This window comes from Pedobacter hiemivivus, assembly GCF_004331685.1.
GTDB classification, from domain to species: Bacteria; Bacteroidota; Bacteroidia; order Sphingobacteriales; family Sphingobacteriaceae; genus Pedobacter; species Pedobacter hiemivivus.
Genome location: NZ_SJSM01000001.1, coordinates 385444 through 404439, shown reverse-complemented (window position 1 = coordinate 404439; position 18996 = coordinate 385444). Strand labels below are relative to the sequence as shown.

General features: G+C 39.9%; 9 protein-coding genes. All 9 read left to right on the top strand.

What is annotated here, in order from left to right:
• Positions 1-8: 8 nt before the first annotated feature.
• The 9 genes from EZ444_RS01530 (at position 9) to EZ444_RS01490 (ending at position 18996) form a co-directional block, all read left to right on the top strand.
• Positions 9-3152, top strand: coding sequence for a SusC/RagA family TonB-linked outer membrane protein (locus EZ444_RS01530; protein WP_131606537.1), 3144 nt, complete (start codon positions 9-11; stop codon positions 3150-3152).
• A gap of 10 nt (positions 3153-3162) precedes the next feature.
• A complete protein-coding gene (locus tag EZ444_RS01525; protein ID WP_131606535.1) occupies positions 3163-5040 on the top strand; it encodes a RagB/SusD family nutrient uptake outer membrane protein in 1878 nt (625 codons plus the stop codon).
• A 39-nt stretch (positions 5041-5079) separates the two neighbouring features.
• On the top strand, positions 5080-6042 hold the full coding sequence (locus EZ444_RS01520) for a hypothetical protein (RefSeq protein WP_131606533.1): 963 nt from the start codon (positions 5080-5082) through the stop codon (positions 6040-6042).
• Between the two features lie 447 nt (positions 6043-6489).
• A complete protein-coding gene (locus EZ444_RS01515) occupies positions 6490-9576 on the top strand; it encodes a SusC/RagA family TonB-linked outer membrane protein (protein WP_131606531.1) in 3087 nt (1028 codons plus the stop codon).
• 12 nt (positions 9577-9588) lie between these two features.
• Positions 9589-11373 carry a RagB/SusD family nutrient uptake outer membrane protein gene (locus tag EZ444_RS01510; RefSeq protein ID WP_131606529.1) on the top strand — a complete coding sequence of 595 codons (1785 nt, stop codon included), beginning with the start codon at positions 9589-9591 and terminating at the stop codon, positions 11371-11373.
• Positions 11374-11543: 170 nt separating this feature from the next.
• The gene (locus EZ444_RS01505) at positions 11544-12161 is read left to right on the top strand and encodes a porin family protein (RefSeq protein WP_131606526.1); all 618 of its coding nucleotides are present in this window, start codon (positions 11544-11546) and stop codon (positions 12159-12161) included.
• A gap of 336 nt (positions 12162-12497) precedes the next feature.
• On the top strand, positions 12498-14153 hold the full coding sequence (locus tag EZ444_RS01500; RefSeq protein WP_131606524.1) for a pectate lyase family protein: 1656 nt from the start codon (positions 12498-12500) through the stop codon (positions 14151-14153).
• 4 nt (positions 14154-14157) lie between these two features.
• A complete protein-coding gene (locus EZ444_RS01495) occupies positions 14158-15786 on the top strand; it encodes a polysaccharide lyase (RefSeq protein WP_131606522.1) in 1629 nt (542 codons plus the stop codon).
• Positions 15787-15858: 72 nt separating this feature from the next.
• Positions 15859-18996, top strand: coding sequence for a DUF6298 domain-containing protein (locus EZ444_RS01490; protein WP_225874596.1), 3138 nt, complete (start codon positions 15859-15861; stop codon positions 18994-18996).

Here is an 18996-nt window from a genome sequence, read left to right as displayed (position 1 = left end):
AACCAAGTATGAACTTTAGACTTTTACGAACGTTAAAAGGGGTAGTAGTATTATCCTTGCTTTTTTGTGCTTCATCGTACGCGCAAGTAAAGAAAATTACAGGTAAAGTTACTGACGGCAGTGACGGTGGGCCAATGCCCGGTGTTAATGTCAGCGTTAAGGGGAAACCCAGTAATGTAGCCACGAATGCCGATGGTATTTACACCATTCAGGCCGATCCTGCAACTGACGCATTGGTATTCTCTTATATCGGTTTCAAAAGACAGACGATCGTATTGGCAGGGAAATCTACATTAAATGTTTCTTTGGCTTCTGACAATTCTGATCTGGATGAAGTGATCGTAGTAGGTTATGGTACCAAAAAGAAATCGGAAATCTTAGGATCGGTAGCGGTTATTTCTGGTGAAGAAATTCAGGATATTCCTGCACCAAACCTTGCAGGAGCTTTAAGAAACCGGATTGCAGGTGTTGGCGTCAGTCAGACATCAGGTCGCCCGGGCTCACCTATTACCTTAAATATTAGAAATTCAACTTCATCTGAGACGGCACGTACCGTGGGTGTTACCAGTGAACCTCTCTATATTATTGATGGGATTACGGTTAATAAAGAAGCTTTTGATAACATTGATGCATCAATGGTCGAAAATATGTCTTTTTTAAAGGATGCATCGGCCGCAATTTATGGAGCTGCGGGAGCGAAAGGTGTTGTTTTAGTTACCACTAAGCGAGGAAAAGTTGGAAAGCCAACCTTATCGTATAATGGCTATGTTGGGGTTTCAGATGCCACCAGAACTCCGGAAATGTTATCGGCCTACGATCAGGCTTTACTATTAAATGATGGCTACCGCCAATCGGGTGCACCGCTTTCCAGTTACTTTTTACCGGCTGATCTGGAGCTTCTTCAAGGTCAGAATTATAAAAGTTGGTATGATGAAATCTGGCAGGCTTCTACTACTCAGCGTCATAACCTTAGTATCTCAGGTGGTAGTGATAAAATCACATTCTTTGCCGGAGGTAGTTACCAGAACGAGGATGCAAACTTTAAAGGCATGAACTTCGATAAATATAGCTTCAGAAGTGGTGTGGTAGCTACTATTGTTAATGGTTTAAAAGCAGACATAAATTTCAATGTGGATTGGAATATCAGAAATGCACAACATAACCTTACGGATCAGGATGATGCATTTTTCGAGAAAATTATTACCGTACCAAGGTGGGTTCCAAACAGTATTGACGGGAAATTTGTAAACTTCAACAATGCGGTAAACCCAAATGCATTACTTAACTCTGGCTATTACGATAGACGTAAATCAAAAGGTTATAGAATAAATGCAAATTTAACGTACCAACCTGTATTCCTGAAAGGCTTTACCGCAAAATTTCAGGTTTCTCAGGGAAGTAATTCGACAAATAGCAGAACTTATATTCCGCCGTATCAAACCTATAACTTCGCTAAAATTGGTAACAATGGCCAAGTGTATACGAATCAACTCGCTGCAGTTTCTCCGGTTGTAGAACAGGTTGCTACTGGAAACCAAAGAATTAATCCTGGACTTTCCGAAAGTAATAGCTATCAGGGATTTTTAACGTTACAATATGGAAGAACATTTGGTAAACATACATTTGATGTTCTTGCAGGTGGGGAACAATCAGAGTCAAATAATGAAACTTTATCTGTATACAGATCAAACCAGTTGATACCAGGCAGTGAAGATTTATGGGGATTCGATGTGAACACACTTACTTTACAGAATAGTTCACGTGGTGAAACCGTAAAAAGATCAGTATTTGGTCGTGCATCATATGATTTTGATAAAAAATACCTGCTTGATTTTGTAATCCGTTCCGATGCATCCTCCAATTTTGCACCGGGTAAACGCTGGGGTTTATCTCCCAGCATAGGTTTAGGCTGGATTATTAGTCAGGAGAATTTCTTTAAAAATACGCCGTTCCTAAGCTTTGTTAATTATCTGAAGTTTAAAGTGAATTATGGCGTAACAGGGGATGATCGCGTGGATCAAAGATTATGGCAGGCACGTTATACCATTGATACGAACAGCGGCTATATTTATGGTGATGCAAATGCCAATGGTTTAAATCCATCATATTTTCCTAATCCAGACCTTACCTGGGAAAAGAAAAGAACGCTTAATGTTGGTATCGAAACAAGCATGTTCAACAATAAACTTGATGTCAATATTGAGGCGTTTCAAAACCGTAACTATGACGGAATTGACAGGGGTGGAAATAACCTGTACCCACTATACGGAGGATTTACCGCTCCAATTGTTAACTATAGGGAGACCTATAACTGGGGCTCTGAGTTCACAGTTGGTTATAAAGCAAAACTGACCACTGATCTGTTTATGAATGCAAGTGTAAACTTCACGTATGGCAATTCTGTAAATACAAGCTTGATTTATGCATCTGGCGACTTGATAAATAACGTAGCTCCGGATTGGGTTACTTCATTCGGTACTAATCCAAATAAATATAACTCCAGTAACATTGGTTTAAGAACTGCAGGTATGTTTAGAACTCAGGCTCAGGTTGATGCTTTTATGACGAAAAATCCTAATTATAGGATATATACCAGAATTCCGGAACCGGGTTTTCTATATTTCGAAGATACCAATAACGACGGTGTAATTACCGATAACGATATGGTTCCGCTTTATGATAAAACGAATTCCTGGTTCGCAGGAGGTTTCAATTTAAACTTTTCTTACAAAGCATTATCTCTGCAAACCAATATCGTTGCCAGGTTTGGCGGTAAAGCATTTTACGATAGTAAGGCGAGAAACGCACCAACTACTACTAGAAACGTATTATCGATCTGGAAAGACCGTTGGACACAGGACAATCCTATGGAAGGAAAATATCCTCGTTTCGATGATCCTTCAATAGCCAAAAACTCTGATTTTTGGGCTGTTGATGGTACCACAATCCGTATCAATACCATGACACTGAGCTATAAGGCACCCACTAAGTTTGTAAATAGACTTGGATTAAGTGGAGCCAGATTGTTGCTTACCGGTAACAATTTGTGGACTTTGGTGAATCCGTTAGATTATAAAGATCCGTATTCGTCAACTGCATATGATTATCCAATCCTGAGAACAGTTTCTTTAGGTTTAAATGTTAACTTATAATTTTTGAATCATGATTAAGCAATTTAAAACCAACATAAAAAGATCTTTAATTATCCTTTCTATGGCAGCTTGCCTGCCAGCTTGTAAAAAGGGCTTTTTCGATCTTCCTGATCGTGGCGGCGTTGATAATGCCATTTGGAGTACAGACGGAGCCGTTCAGCTTCATCTCAACAGGACATACGATGTCGTTATTCCGACATTCCCTTTTCAGGTAATTATTAACGAACGAAATGGTGTCCACCTGGCCAGCGATGAAAATTATTTCTCAGAGACAGATCAATATACACGTGCAGCCCTGGGCTTACAAGGTGTTCTGACGAATAATGATGTAAGATGGACTGGTAATAGGTATAACAATAATTCCGCTATAGGTGAAAATAAATATTTCGACATTCAAAGATGTAACGAAGCTATAAAATTTCTTCCGGAAGGTACTTTGTCTGAAGCAAAAAAGAATGAGTATCTGGGACAATATTATGCCTTAAGGGCGATGACTTTTTTTGAGCTGGTTAAGGTATATGGGGGTATTCCTTTGCCGATTGAGCCTCAAGCTCCGGAAAGCGTTTATACCGGAGGCAGAAAAAGTGCTAAAGTGTGTTTTGATCAGATCATTTCTGATTTGGATAAAGCAATTACCATGCTCGAAGGTTTCAATCCGCAAGACGGGAATGGTCGTGGAAAGATCACAAAGCTGATTGCAGTTTGTCTTAAGGCCAAAGTATTATTTTATTGGGCTAGTCCACAATTCAATCCGACTAATGATGGTAAACATCCTTATCAGCCTGGTAGATGGACAGATGCTTTAAATGCGAACAAATTAGCCTACGATATGAGTATAGCGGCGGGAAGAAGACTACAGGCTAACTATGCGGATATTTTCAGGGTAGAGGGAGGACTAAACACAGAAGCAATTTTAGTTAGAACACATTCAGCTACAATTGAAAGGAGAGGTCATGATACAGAATATAGATGCAGACCTGCTTCTGAAAGCGGAGGCCCTACAACAGGCTTTATGCCTTCTATCAAAATGCTTGAGGCCTATCCGATGAAAGATGGACTTCCGAGAAATACATCAACGGCTTATCCTTACGATCCGATTATGTTTTGGCAAAACAGAGATCCAAGATTTGATGCTACAATAGCCTATAATGGCGGGCCCTGGGCTTTAAGCGGTAATGCTGCAAGAAGGCAATGGACGTATAACCAGGCTGTAAGTGAGAGTAATGGCAATGGTATATATTGTAAACGCTTTACCTCTCCTACTTTAGTCGCAGGAAACGTAAGATATACAAATAATATCGGAGGAAATGGGTTTGACTGGATCGAACTCAGACTAGCGGAAGTGATGTTGAATTATGCGGATTGTTTAAATGAAACCGGAAATTTAGGTGGAGCGAAGGACATGGTTAGACAAATCAGGGTAAGGGCCGGAATAGTAGCCGGTACAGCTGATTATGGATTGAATCCAGCGGGTGGCCCTGACGCAATGCGGACACTGATTCTTAATGAGCGAATGGTCGAGTTTGCTTTCGAAAATAAACGCAATTCTGATTTGAGAAGATCACGCACCATGCATTTGTTAACCGGAAGCATGCAGAAGCTCGAAATTACGTTGGTAAAACCTCCTGTTGGAACTGTGCTAAATGATAAAGGTGTTTTGGAAGCAGTGACAGGTGGTGTCATGTTCAGGGAAACGCTGAATACTAACGATAAAACTGTCTATACCAAATACTTCAATACAGTTATTACTACAAATGGCAGCTACTCACCTTATAACGTTCCAGAGTTTCATTATTTCTATACCTTCCATGATGATTTCGTAAATAATGGTCTCAACATAGCCCCAACAATTGGATGGGCTGGAGGTACATTTGATCCGCTTGATTAAGCTGAATTTATAGAGAATTGCATTTTAAAACTTAAAGAAATGAAAATTAAAAATATATCAAAGTTCTTCCTTCTGGCGTCAAGTGTATTTATGCTGACGTCTTGTAAGAAAGAAGCCGACAGTATTTTCGATATGTTCGAAGATGTTACTGTTACATTTAACAACAGCGACCCTAAAACTGTAGTTGATTATAAACAAGTGGATGATAATACAGAAGTCTGGATTGACTTTACCATCAATTCGGCAAAGGAAGATATGTATACGGTTACTGTGGAAAGAACAACGGGTACAGGTTTTGATCGCTCTACAGTATATACTTTGACCAATGACCAACGCAGAAGTTTTTCTACTATTTTCAAATATAAATTACAGCGCGACGGTCAAACCAGTTTCCGTGTTTTTGCGAGGAACCAAAAGGGAGTTTATATAGGAGATGGATATAAAAAAGTTGTTGTGGATGGAAAAACAAGTTATAAAGTGTTTTTGAATAGAAACATTTATTTGCCTGATACTGTTGCAAAAGTATTGCCATCATTCTTTTCATTAAATGAAGGAACATTGTTTAGTTATAACGATGGTGCGGCAAATGCGGCTAAAATTGATTTTGGAGTTTATAGAAAGGCGTACCTTAATTCAAGTGGTCAGACAGAATATGCTGTAAATCTGTACTCCATTAGTACGCCTACAAGTCCATTAACTGTCTATGACGTGAGTACCTGGAGCCCAAAAAGAACTACGAAATTCAGTGCTCCGATTGCAACTCAGGTAGCTATTTTTGGGGGGAATGCAGTTTCAGGATCGACTATTGAAACATTAGCTAAAGCAAGAACCATTAATCTTAATGCGACTGTAGGCGCGACAGCAGCTGCAGGATTGGTTACAGGAAGTGCTATATTTTTCCTGACACCCGAAGGGAAGTATGGAATGATGCTGATCAATTCAGTTACTTCTGATTTTGAGAAGAAACCATTATTGAATGTAAGTGTGAAAATGCAAAATTAATTGTTGTGAATGTTTATATAAAGCCGCTACCGAAAGGAGCGGCTTTTTTTGTGAATCTTCTATTGAAAAAGTTGCATGTGGCTGACATTTCTAATTTCTGATTCTATCGTTTGTTACACTCCTGTTATATATTCTAGTGGTAGTTTTTTGTAAAATATTCGAGACATAAAATGTTAATTAGACATTTAAAAAATGAATTGGTAAGATTGTACAATTCCTTGAAAAAATGCTACAGTAAACAATGTGCTATTGATTGCATTTTTGAAACCTGGATCAACAACCCTATTTATAAACTTAAACAGCAATCAATTTCAGATTTAAAATTCTGATCATATAAACCATCTACGATGATTTTTGTCTTCGGATAAACTGACCATCAATTCCGCACTCTTTTATTAGAAATACAAAGAAAACTACCAAATTTTAAATCGTTTGACGAGAAGAAGTATGAAACAAAAACCGCTTTTTAAAAGCAAGGGATTAAAGGGGATATGGGCTCCTTTGGTCATGGCACTTTTTTTACCCGTATCAAGTTTTGCAGCAGAATCCAATATTAAAAGTGCTGACAAGGGTGGCATGTTTTTCCACCAGGTAAACATTACAGGAACAATCAAAGATAGCAAAGGGCAACCCCTTCCTGGTGCGAGTGTTAAAATTAAAGGGACTAGTACTGGTACATCAACCGATGCAAACGGTGCTTTTAGATTGAACCTGCCCAGTGGAGCTGAGACGCTAGTCATTAGTATGATGGGTTACAAAACTCAGGAAATACCAGCTGCTGGTAAAACAACTATTTCAGTCACACTTGCAGATGAAACTTCAGATTTGGATGAAGTGATTGTAGTTGGTTATGGTACAGTGAAAAAACGTGATCTTACCGGTGCTGTATCCTCCGTAAAAGCAGATGATATTGTCCTTACACCAACTGCTAATGCGATGAATGCCCTGCAAGGAAAAGTATCGGGTATGGATATCACGACACTTTCGGGTAAATCGGGATCGAGCCCAAAAATCAGACTCAGAGGTAACCGTTCAGCTTTTGGTAGCAATGACCCTTTGTACATCATTGATGGTATTCAAGGTAGTTATGCTGAGCTTAATCCGAATGACATTGAGTCGATTGATGTGTTGAAAGATGCTTCGTCTACTGCGATATATGGTTCCGCTGGAGCAAACGGGGTGGTAATGATCACCACTAAAAAAGGAAAAGCAGGAAGTAGCACCATCAGCTTTGATTCTTTCTTTGGATATAATGGGTTTCCTAAATATCCGCACGGGCTTACCGGAGACAATTATATCAAGTTGAAGCGTGAAGCTTATCGTGGAGCTAATGATGTTTATCCCGAGTTTATGAGTAACATTTTTACCATACCGGGTCAGCTTGCCGCATACGAAGCCGGTAAATGGGTAGACTGGGTAGATTTGGCCCTGAGAGATGGAACACAGCAGAATTATAGCGTGGCCGTTACCGGAGGAACAGAAAAAACAAAAGCTTACCTGTCTTTAAACTATAACAATGAACAAGGCTTGATCAAAAATGATCAGAATAAAAAGTATGCGGTACGTGCGAATATAGATCATACCTTATCTAAGATTTTTAAGGTAGGAACCAATTTGCAGTTAACCTATACTGACAATGATGCGGCTGCCCAGAATATTTTCGGAAACAGTCTTACCTTCGCTCCGCTGGGAGATGCCTTTGATGCTAATGGAAAGATCAACAATAAACCTGTGGAAGGCGTTACCAACCCATTGTCTGATCAGATCGAAAACCAATATGAAAACAATACCTTAAATACCTATTTTGCGGGTAATGCTTATCTGGAAGTTAAACCCATCAACGGTTTATCTTTCCGTTCAGTGATTGGAACTACTTTAGTGTCTTCCAGGAATGGGAAATACTTTGGAACTCAATCTATTGCTAATCCCGTGGCGGGTTATAAAATCCCTGCTGCAGTAATTGAGAACCAGAGAACGGTCAATTATCGTTGGGAAAATATCCTGACTTATGATTTTGACATCAAAGATAACCACCATTTTAGCGTTACTGGCGTAACCTCTCTTGCTAAAAACCGGACTGAAAGTAATTCTGCAGGTGCTTCTGGATTTGATATGGATTCCTATTCTTACCATAACCTCAGTGCCGGAACATCAGCAATTATCAATTCGGCCTATATGCAGGATCAATCCACGTCATTCGTAGGTAGAATGAACTATAACTATAAAGGTAAATACCTATTGTCATTGTCTAACCGTTGGGATGGTGTATCCAGATTATCTGTAGGGCACAAATGGGACTCGTTTCCTGCAGGTGCTGTTGCCTGGAGAATTAGCGATGAAGATTTCTTTAAAGAAGTTAAAAGTCTATCCAGTCTTAAACTTCGCATAGGATATGGTGTAACAGGAAACTCAGGAGGTGTACTTGCTTATGGGACACAGGCAGGAGGCTATAATGCACCACGGCCAGTTGGCTTTGGAGATGTTGCTGCCCCTACATTTATTCTGAACCAGTTGCTGGCAAACAGGGAACTGGGTTGGGAAAAATCTTACAATACCAATATAGGTTTGGATGCTGAATTTTTTAAAGGCATTGTAAATCTGACGGTGGATTGGTATAATACTGATACGAAAGACATGTTGTACCAGCGGGATCTTCCAGCTTCTCTTGGTGGGTCATGGGGGGCGCCATTTAAGATTTGGCAAAATATCGGTGAAATGAACAATAAGGGATTAGAGATCCTGGTCAGCACACGCAATATCGAACGCGACAATTTTTCATGGGGCAGTACATTTACTTTTGCAACCAATAAAGAAAAAATTACCTCACTTCCTGGAGGTAAAGACCTGATATCAAGTAAGTTTTTTTACGGTCAACCGCTAACGGCACACTACGACTATAAATACTTAGGCATCTGGCAAGAAAATGAAGCGGTAGAGGCGGCAAAGTATAATTCTGAACCTGGCGACATTAAGGTGGCTACTGATGGTACATTTAATGCTGATGGAAAGCATCCCTATAGTGCCACTGACAAGGTTGTATTAGGTTCTGAGGTTCCTGACTGGACAGCTGGTTTACAGAATAATTTTAGATATAAGAATTTTGATGCCAGCGTAATGCTTACTGCGCGTTGGGGGCAAATGATTGCGAGTAACCTGATTACACGCTACAATCCGATTAGTGCAACTACAGGAAATAGCCCTGATGATATTGATTATTGGACACCTGAAAATCCAGGTGCATATTTACCAAGACCTGGAATTCATTCCAGCACATCTGGTTATATAGGTTTTGATGCCTTAAAATATGTAAACGGATCTTTCTTTAAAATCAGAAACCTCACTCTGGGTTATACTTTGCCAAAAGGTTTATCGAAGAAAGTTGCATTGCAAAAACTTCGTTTTTATGCTACAGCAAACAATCCATTCATCTTTACCAAAAGTGATTTGTTAAAGTATCAGGATCCGGAAACAAATGGTTCTGATAATTTTCCCTTAACTAAACAGTTTGTACTCGGACTAAACGTTACATTTTAATTTTTTACAGACATGAAGATCAAAAATATATACATTGCCATGCTAGGACTGGGACTATTTACCGGTTCTTGTTCACTGGAAGAGATAAATCCTTCGGGGGTAACGGTAGATAAAGTTGCGGCTAACAAAGCTGGATTCAATAAGCTGGTAGCCAGTTGTTATTTTGACTTGTCAAGATATTTCTATGGACGTAACTTACTACTGGTGACGGAAGGTGGAACGGATATCTGGACCGCTGATCTTAATACCAACAACAATCAAAATTACATGAAGTATGCTTCTGGCGGTGCAATGTCGATTGATATGGCAAAAGACTACTGGAATGGCGCGTACGATGCCATCAACTATTGCAATGTCGTTATCCTAAGGGCAAACGAGGTACAGGATTTTAGCAGTGAGCAGGAAAAGAATGCACTTGTTGCCGAAGCTCACTTTTTAAGAGCATTGTATTATTTCCACCTGGTGGAGCAATTTGGTGCAATTCCACTAAGTACTACAGAAACCGATGCACCTGTTTTAGAGTCATTCCGTACTTCACAGCTGGAAGTTTATGAAAAAGTCATTCTACCTGATCTACGTTTTGCCGTTGACAATCTGCCTACTACCGTAACAGTTGCTCAAGCAGGACGCCCGTCAAAAAAATCGGCTCTTGGTCTTCTAGCAAAAGCTTGCCTTCAGACTAAGGAATATGGAACGGATAAATACCTGGAAGAAGCAATTACTGCTGCTAAAAAGCTAATAGATGCACCAGCCACTTATAACACACGTCTGTACAATAACTTTGTTGACAATTTTAATGCAGCAAATAATAAAAATAACCTTGAAGCACTTTACCAGCTTCCTTATTCACAAAATTATGGTTCTACAAACCTTTATGATCATAATAACGACTTTAAGCGTTTTTATTGTACGCCAACGGCATTTGGGGCGATTGTATCAGGAGGATTTGAAACTGTGGTGGGTCGCTGGTCAGGTGGTAACTTTATGCCAACAAAATACCTGATGGATGTATTTAAGAATCCTGACGGAAGCCTGGATCCAAGATATGCGTTGTCGTTTCAAACCAGCTGGACCGCTAATACAAATTACAGCTGGAATGCAGATGCCATCAGGCAGTTTGATCGGGTAGGTGCTGCGGTACCTGCAGGCACTACAGTTGCAACTGCTGAGCTGTCGATTAAAATTATACGCCCTGAGGAAGCTGGTTACACTGCGGAACAGGCTACAAGATTAGCTCAGAAATATATCGTTGTTGATTACAAAGATTTATATGGTGACGACCAAAAAGTTAAAATGAAATATACAAGGGTAAACCAGGCTCCAGGAGAAGTAGAAAATCCTTTTATCCGTTTTTATCCTTCTTTAACAAAGTTTAACTCAGGCTCACTCATCAGTCCGAAAGCTAATAATTATACTAGTGATGCTTTTGCAACGGTAATGCGCCTAGGTGAAGTGTACCTGATTGCTGCAGAAGCTGAGTTTTACCTGCGTGGAGCAAACGGAACTGCAGCTGGATTTGTTAATGCATTGCGCAGCAGGGTAGTGGGGCAACAAGTTAATGCTGGAGATATCTCTGTGCAATTCTTGCTTGATGAAAGAGCTAGAGAACTTTGTGGTGAGTATACCAGATGGTATGATTTGAAACGTACTGGAAAGCTGAACAAAACTTACTTGACACAAAAGAACCCAGATGTAGGGCAATATTTTATAGACAGTACACACGGATTGAGACCGATCCCACAAGGGCAAATTGATGCGATTAGTAATCCAGCTGGATTCCAGAACCCTGGTTATTAGAATAAATTCAATTTACATAGCTAGACACAAAAGGCTGTTATCGAAAGGTAGCAGCTTTTTTGTTGGTGGTTATTTTTAAGAAAGTAGTTCTCATATTATGAAATGTTTATTGTTAAATTATTGGTATAAGTTTATATATTCGGGGCATCTTAATTAACGAAATAAAATATATGAGAAAATTATTTACAGTTTTACTATTGGCAGGAACCTGTTTTACTGCATTTGCACAAGAAAAAGGTAGTTTTGAGTTTGGATTCAACGTAGGTTATAATGCTGCAACTGTAACAAGTGGTTCAATGACGAATACTAGTTATAGAAGTGGATTTAATGTTGGTGCCGTTGGCGACTACTTTTTTTCAGATAGATGGAGTATTAAAGCAAAATTAACTTACGATCAAAAAGGTTGGGATAAGGGTTATATAACAAACACGGATAATGGACAGAGTTTTGCGACCAATTATCGCTTAGATTATTTGACGATTCCAGTTATGGCAAACTGGCACTTTGGTAAAAAAAGAAATTGGTATCTGAATTTTGGTCCTTATGCAGGAATTTTATTGAGCGCTAAAGAAACAGCGTTTAATATGGATTTAAAAGAATTTTCAAACAATACTGATTTTGGGTTAGCATTCGGCATAGGTGTTAAAATTCCTATTGCAAAAAGGGTGAAAATTATATTTGAAGCCGATAGCCAAAGTGGCATTACAGATTTTCTTAAAGAAAATCAGGGACAAACCATTAGAAGCGCTAGAAGTAGTCTTAACACTGGATTAGTATTCGACTTTTAAAATAGAGTTCGGGAAATTTTTATCGAGGGTGTATCATAAATCATGATCACCCTTTTTTCATTGGAGTTTTAATCTGTTTTAGCGCTCCGCTTGTAACATCTCCGCGACATAAAACGTTATTCTGACGCATATAAAATCAATCTGATAAGATTGTACAATAGCTAGAAAAAATGCTATAGTAAAAGCCATTTTATAGATCGCATTTTTGAATTAATATAGCATCTAACCAAATTTATAAACCGAACATGTCAGACTGATTTCGTATTTATAGTTGAATATATTTTTTATATATAAATTAATTGCGTACTTTTTGTTGTTCAATTATTCGAGACATTGATGAAAAAGAGATTTTTGCACTTCGTATTTTCTGCGGCACTTGTTGTTGCGGCACCCTCAGCTTTCGCACAATATCCTAACATACCGTCTGATATTAAAAAAGAATCAGAAGATATGATGAAAGAAGCTTACCGCCAATCAGACCTTGCGTGGCAAAAAGCACTTCCTATTATAGAAAAAGAAGCTAAAGAGGGGAAACCTTATGTTCCATGGGCAGGCCGCCCGGTAGATCTTCCACAATCAGAACTTTTGGCTTTTCCGGGTGCTGAAGGTGGTGGTGCTCATAGTTTTGGTGGTCGTGGTGGTCGTGTAATTGTCGTTTCCAATCTAAACGATAGCGGTCCCGGTTCTTTGCGCGATGCCTGCGAGCAGGGGGGAGCAAGGATTGTCGTATTTAATGTATCAGGAATTATCCGCATTAAAACACCTTTAATTATAAGAGCACCTTACATTACCATTTCAGGTCAGACTGCTCCTGGTGACGGAGTTTGTGTGGCTGGTGAGTCGGTTTGGTTAAACACTCATGATGTGATTGTTCGTTTTATGCGTTTCAGAAGGGGTGAAACCTTTGTGGGGCGTAGGGATGATGCTATTGGAGGAAACCCGGTAGGTAACATCATGATTGACCACGTATCGGCAAGCTGGGGACTAGATGAAAATATGTCTATGTACCGCCACATGTACAACGATAGCACAGGTAAAACCGAAGTTAAGTTGGCGACTGTAAATATTACTATTCAGAACTCTATCTTCTCTGAAGCTTTAGATACCTGGAATCATGCCTTTGGTAGTACTCTGGGGGGTGAGAACTGTAACTTTATGCGTAACCTTTGGGCAGATAATGGTGCCCGTAACCCATCAATCGGATGGAATGGCATCTTTAATTTTGCTAATAATGTGATCTTTAACTGGAACAATCGTTCAACAGATGGTGGCGATTATACAGCTATGTATAATATTATCAACAATTATTATAAACCAGGTCCGGTAACTTCATTAAAGGATCCAATCAGTTATAGAATATTAAAACCTGAATCCGGCAGGAGCAAATTGCCTTATGTAGTATTTGGAAGAGCTTATGTAGAAGGAAACATCATTGAAGGCAATGAAAAAGTAACTAAAGACAACTGGGACGGTGGTGTGCAGTTAGAAGATAAGAAAGGTAACCTGATGACTTACGAGCAGGCGAAATCATATTTTGCTGCGATGCGGGTTAAAAAACCTTTCCCAATGGCAGAAATGACCATTTTACCAACAATGGAGGCCCATAAATACGTACTAGCCAATGTTGGTGCTACTTTACCTAAACGTGATGCCGTGGATACACGTGTAATTGAGCAGGTGAGAACGGGTAAAATTACTTACGCTGCTAATGTTAAACTATCAGATAAGCCAGATTTTGAGCACCGCAGATTGCCAAAAGATTCTTATAAAATGGGAATCATTACTGATATCAGTCAAGTAGGTGGGTACCCAGAATATAAAGGAACACCATATAAAGATTCGGATAATGATGGTATGCCAGATAGCTATGAGACAAAAAACGGATTAAATCCTAAAGATGCTTCAGATGCAGCTAAAATCACAAAAAGTGGTTACTCAAATATCGAAGTTTATTTAAATAGTGTTGTTCCAGTAAAAACCGTTAAGCCATAATAACATGAAAGTATTTTCTTTGATATTGGCGGTTGCCGCTGTTGGAATTGGAAATAATGTCTTTGCACAATATCCGGTAATTCCGCCGGCAATGGAAGCTAAAGCCGATTCTATTTTAGCGGTTATTGAGCACAATTCAGATCTTCAGTTCGAAAAAGTTAAATCTATTCTAGATCGTGACACAAAAAATGGTAAGCCGTTTATTCCATGGGCAGCTAAACCATCTGATCTTCCACAAGCAAAAATACCTGCATTTCCTGGAGCAGAAGGTGGTGGTGCATTATCATTCGGTGGTCGTGGTGGTAAAGTCTACGTAGTGACTACATTGGCGGATTCAGGTCCTGGCTCGCTGCGAGAAGCTTGTGAGCAAGGTGGTGCCCGCATCGTTGTATTCAATGTAGCAGGTATCATTAAACTGAAAACGCCCCTGATTATTCGCGCGCCTTATATCACTATTGCAGGGCAAACAGCTCCCGGAGATGGCGTATGCGTGGCTGGGGAGTCTGTATGGATGAATACACATGATGTGGTGATCCGCTACATGCGTTTCCGTCGTGGAGCAACTGATGTGACTCGTAGAGATGATGCCATTGGTGGTAACCCTGTAGGAAATATCATTATGGATCATGTGTCAGCAAGCTGGGGATTAGACGAAAATATGTCTATCTACAGGCATGTATATGATCCAAAAGATGGTTCAAAACCCATCAAGCTACCTACAGTAAATGTAACCATACAAAATTCTATATTTTCTGAAGCACTAGATACCTACAACCATGCTTTTGGCAGTACAATAGGTGGTTTAAATAGTACGTTTATGCGAAACCTTTGGGCATCCAATATTAGTCGCAACCCTTCGGTGGGTATGTACGGTGATTTTGGTTTTGTAAACAATGTAATATTCAACTGGCGGAACCGAAGTGCGGATGGGGGAGATAATAATTCCTTCTATAATTTTATCAACAATTACTACAAGCCAGGACCGATTACCCCCTTAGATCAGCCTATTGCCTATCGGATTTTAAAACCTGAAAGTGGAAGAGATAAACGGTATGCCCATGTGTTTGGAAAGGCTTATATCAATGGGAATATTATTGAAGGCAATGAAAAGGTAACTAAGAATAACTGGGATGGTGGTGTACAGGTTGAAGGTGTAGCCAATAAACAAAGTTTATTAGACTCTATGCGTGTAGACAAACCTATGCCCATGGCTAAAGTAACTATATTGGATACTCGTAAGGCTTATGATTATACCCTCATGAATGTTGGTGCAAATTTGCCTGTTCGAGATGTGGTAGATAAAAGAATTATTGAGCAGGTGAAGACAGGTAAGATTTCTTATATTGATGGTGGCAAAACAGGATTGGGTAAATCGTATGTGAAACGTCGTTTACCTGAAGATTCTTATAAGAAAGGTATCATATCTGATATCAGTCAGGTGGGTGGATATCCAGAATACAAAGGCACGCCTTACAAAGATTCTGACAATGATGGTATGCCTGATACATGGGAAGTTAAAAATGGCTTAAACCCTAAAGATGCGTCTGATGCAACAAAGATCACTAAAAATGGTTATTCAAATATTGAAAATTACCTCAATAGTGTGGTATCTTTAAAAGAGGTGAAACCATAAAATCATTCCTTAATTCAACATCTTTAACCAAATATGATACTGACAAATCAACATTCTTTAAAAAAGCAATGCATGGAAAAAGTAAGGCCCGCTTTGCTTTATGCATTTTTGGTTTGTTTAAATGTAAGTCCTGTACTTGCACAAAAAGTAAAAGTAGTTGAGCCACCCAAGCCCATATTTAAAGGTAAAGATGGCAAACTGAACTATACACCTGATGAAAAAGGTAACCGTATCCCCGATTTTTCTTATGTAGGTTTCATGGCTGGTGAAAAGGCCATTCCTGATGCCTTGGTGAAGGTTGTCGTGCCTGTTAAGGAAGGCGATGCAACGCTAAGAATCCAGTCGGCCATAAACTATGTGGCTTCTTTGCCTGTAGGAAAAGATGGTTTGAGAGGAGCTGTTTTACTGCAAAAAGGGAAGTATGAGGTGGCGGGTACGCTGAAAATCGGGGCTTCCGGGGTGGTTTTGCGTGGTAGCGGCATGGAGACAGACGGAACGATTTTATATGCCACAGGACTGGATCGGCTAGGTGTGTTGCGTGTTTTAGGGAAGGATGACCGTGTGAAAGAAAAGCCAGTTATCATTACAGATAAGTATGTTCCTGTGAATGCCTTGAAAGTTATACTAGCTAATGCTTCAGCATTTAAAAAGGGCGACCAGGTGATCGTACGGCGGGCATCGACAAAAAACTGGATTGATGTGCTGGGAACAGATCATTTTGGCGGAGGCATTACTTCACTGGGATGGAAACCTGGACAGCGAGATATCAATTGGGATAGGAAAGTAGTTGCCATAAATGGTAGTGAATTAACTTTAGATGCACCTTTAACGACTGCACTGGATGCAGATTATGGTGAAGCCACTGTATCAAAATATACATGGAATGGCAGAATTTCGAATTCCGGAGTAGAAAATTTAAGATTTGTATCTGCTTATGATGAGCATAATCCTAAAGATGAATACCATCGCTGGACAGGTATTTCATTAGAAAATGTTAAAGACGCATGGGTAAGACAAGTGGTATTTGAACATTTTGCAGGTTCGGTTGTAACTGTTCAGGAAACGGCAAACAGAATTACCGTAGAGGATTGTAAATCATTAGCTCCCGTCTCGGAGATTGGCGGTGAACGCAGGTATACTTTTTTAACTACCGGTGGCCAAACCTTGTTTCAAAGACTTTATTCTGAATATGGTTATCATGACTTTGCAACAGGTTTTTGTGCGCCAGGCCCTAATGCTTTTGTTCAGTGTCAAGCCTATTTGCCATTTAGCTTTAGTGGGGCAATCGACAGTTGGGCATCAGGAGTATTGTTTGATGTGGTAAACATTGATGGACAAGCGCTGAGTTTTATGAACCGTGGACAAGATGGACAGGGGGCTGGATGGGCTGCAGCAAATAGTGTTTTTTGGCAGTGTACAGCGGCAAGAGTAGATTGCTATCAACCACCAACAGCACAAAACTGGGCTTTTGGTACCTGGGCACAGTTTGCCGGGGATGGGTATTGGGATATGTCGAACGAACAGATTCAGCCACGTAGTTTATATTATGCGCAATTAAAAGACAGAATAGGAGTAGAAGCAGATTCGTGCGCATTTATTATGCCTGTGGAAACCGAGGCTTCTAGTAGTCCACCTGTAGATGTTGCTATGAAATTAACGAAGTTATCTGTTAAGCCTGCAATGACCCTTATAGAATATATAGATCAGGCATCCCAAAGACAAAAGATAAATACAGCTGTTGGTTCAGCTAAAAGTATAGATAAGATTGGGATAGAAAAACCAGTACAATCTCGATTGGCAGCGGCAATGTTGTTAAGTAATGGCTGGTTGGTACGTGGCAATGCGGTAGTAACCGGAGATAGGCAGGATGTACAATGGTGGAATGGAAGCGCAAGACCATATGGCTTGAAAAGCACTAAACCGCATATTACCCGTTTTGTTCCCGGACGTTCAGGAAAAGGTTTAACGGACGACCTTGATCAAGCCACTGATTCTATGCAAAATGGAACAGTAAAGATTTTAGATCACAACTATGGGTTGTGGTATGATCGCCGTCGTGACGATCATGAACGCATCAGGAGGATGGACGGGGAGGTTTGGACACCTTTTTATGAATTGCCTTTTGCCAGAAGTGGGCAAGATAAAGCCTGGGATGGTTTAAGTAAATACGACTTGACGAAATATAACTTATGGTATTGGGACAGGCTTAAACAGTTTGCTGATCTAGCCGATCAAAAAAGTTTGGTACTGATTCACCAGAACTATTTTCAGCACAACATTATAGAAGCTGGAGCGCATTATGCGGATTATCCATGGCGTACCGCCAATAACATCAATAATACTGGTTTTCCAGAACCGGTTCCTTATGCGGGAGATAAGCGCATATTTATGGCCGAACAGTATTACGACATTACCAATCCAACTCGTAGAGAATTACACCGTGCCTATATCCGCAAGTGTTTGGATAATTTCAAGGACAACACTGGGGTAATCCAATTGATAGGAGCAGAATTTACTGGCCCTTTGCATTTTGTGCAGTTTTGGATTGATACTATAAAGGAATGGGAAAAAGAAACAGGTAAACATCCAGTAATTGGTTTAAGCACGACTAAGGATGTACAAGATGCGATCCTTGCTGATAAAGACAGAGCAGCTATGGTTGATCTGATCGACATTCGTTATTGGCATTATCAGGCCGACGGAACAGCATATGCGCCGCAAGGTGGACAGAATCTGGCTCCACGTCAACATGCACGATTACTAAAACCTAAAAAGACATCATTTGAACAGGTATACCATGCAGTTTCAGAATACCGTTTACAATATCCTGAAAAAGCAGTTATCTATTCGGGAGATAGTTATGATGCTTTTGGTTGGGCTATTTTTATGGCTGGTGGATCGCTGTCAGATATTCCTGGTTTTAACAGTACTTTGCTTTCGGCAGCTGCAGGAATGAAGTCTGCTGCAATGACAGGGGCGCATGCCGGACAGTATGCTTTGGCAAACCCTGGTAAAGCATATATATACTATAACAATTCAGCAGCTTCATTAAAGATCGATCTAAGCGCTGCTGCCGGTAATTATACTGTAAAACGTATCGATCCACGTAGCGGTGCTATGGTTAATGAGGAAAAGATCAAAGGTGGATCTGTCATCGAATTAAAGAAACTTTCATCAGGAGACGAAGTAGTTTTCATCAACAAAATTTAA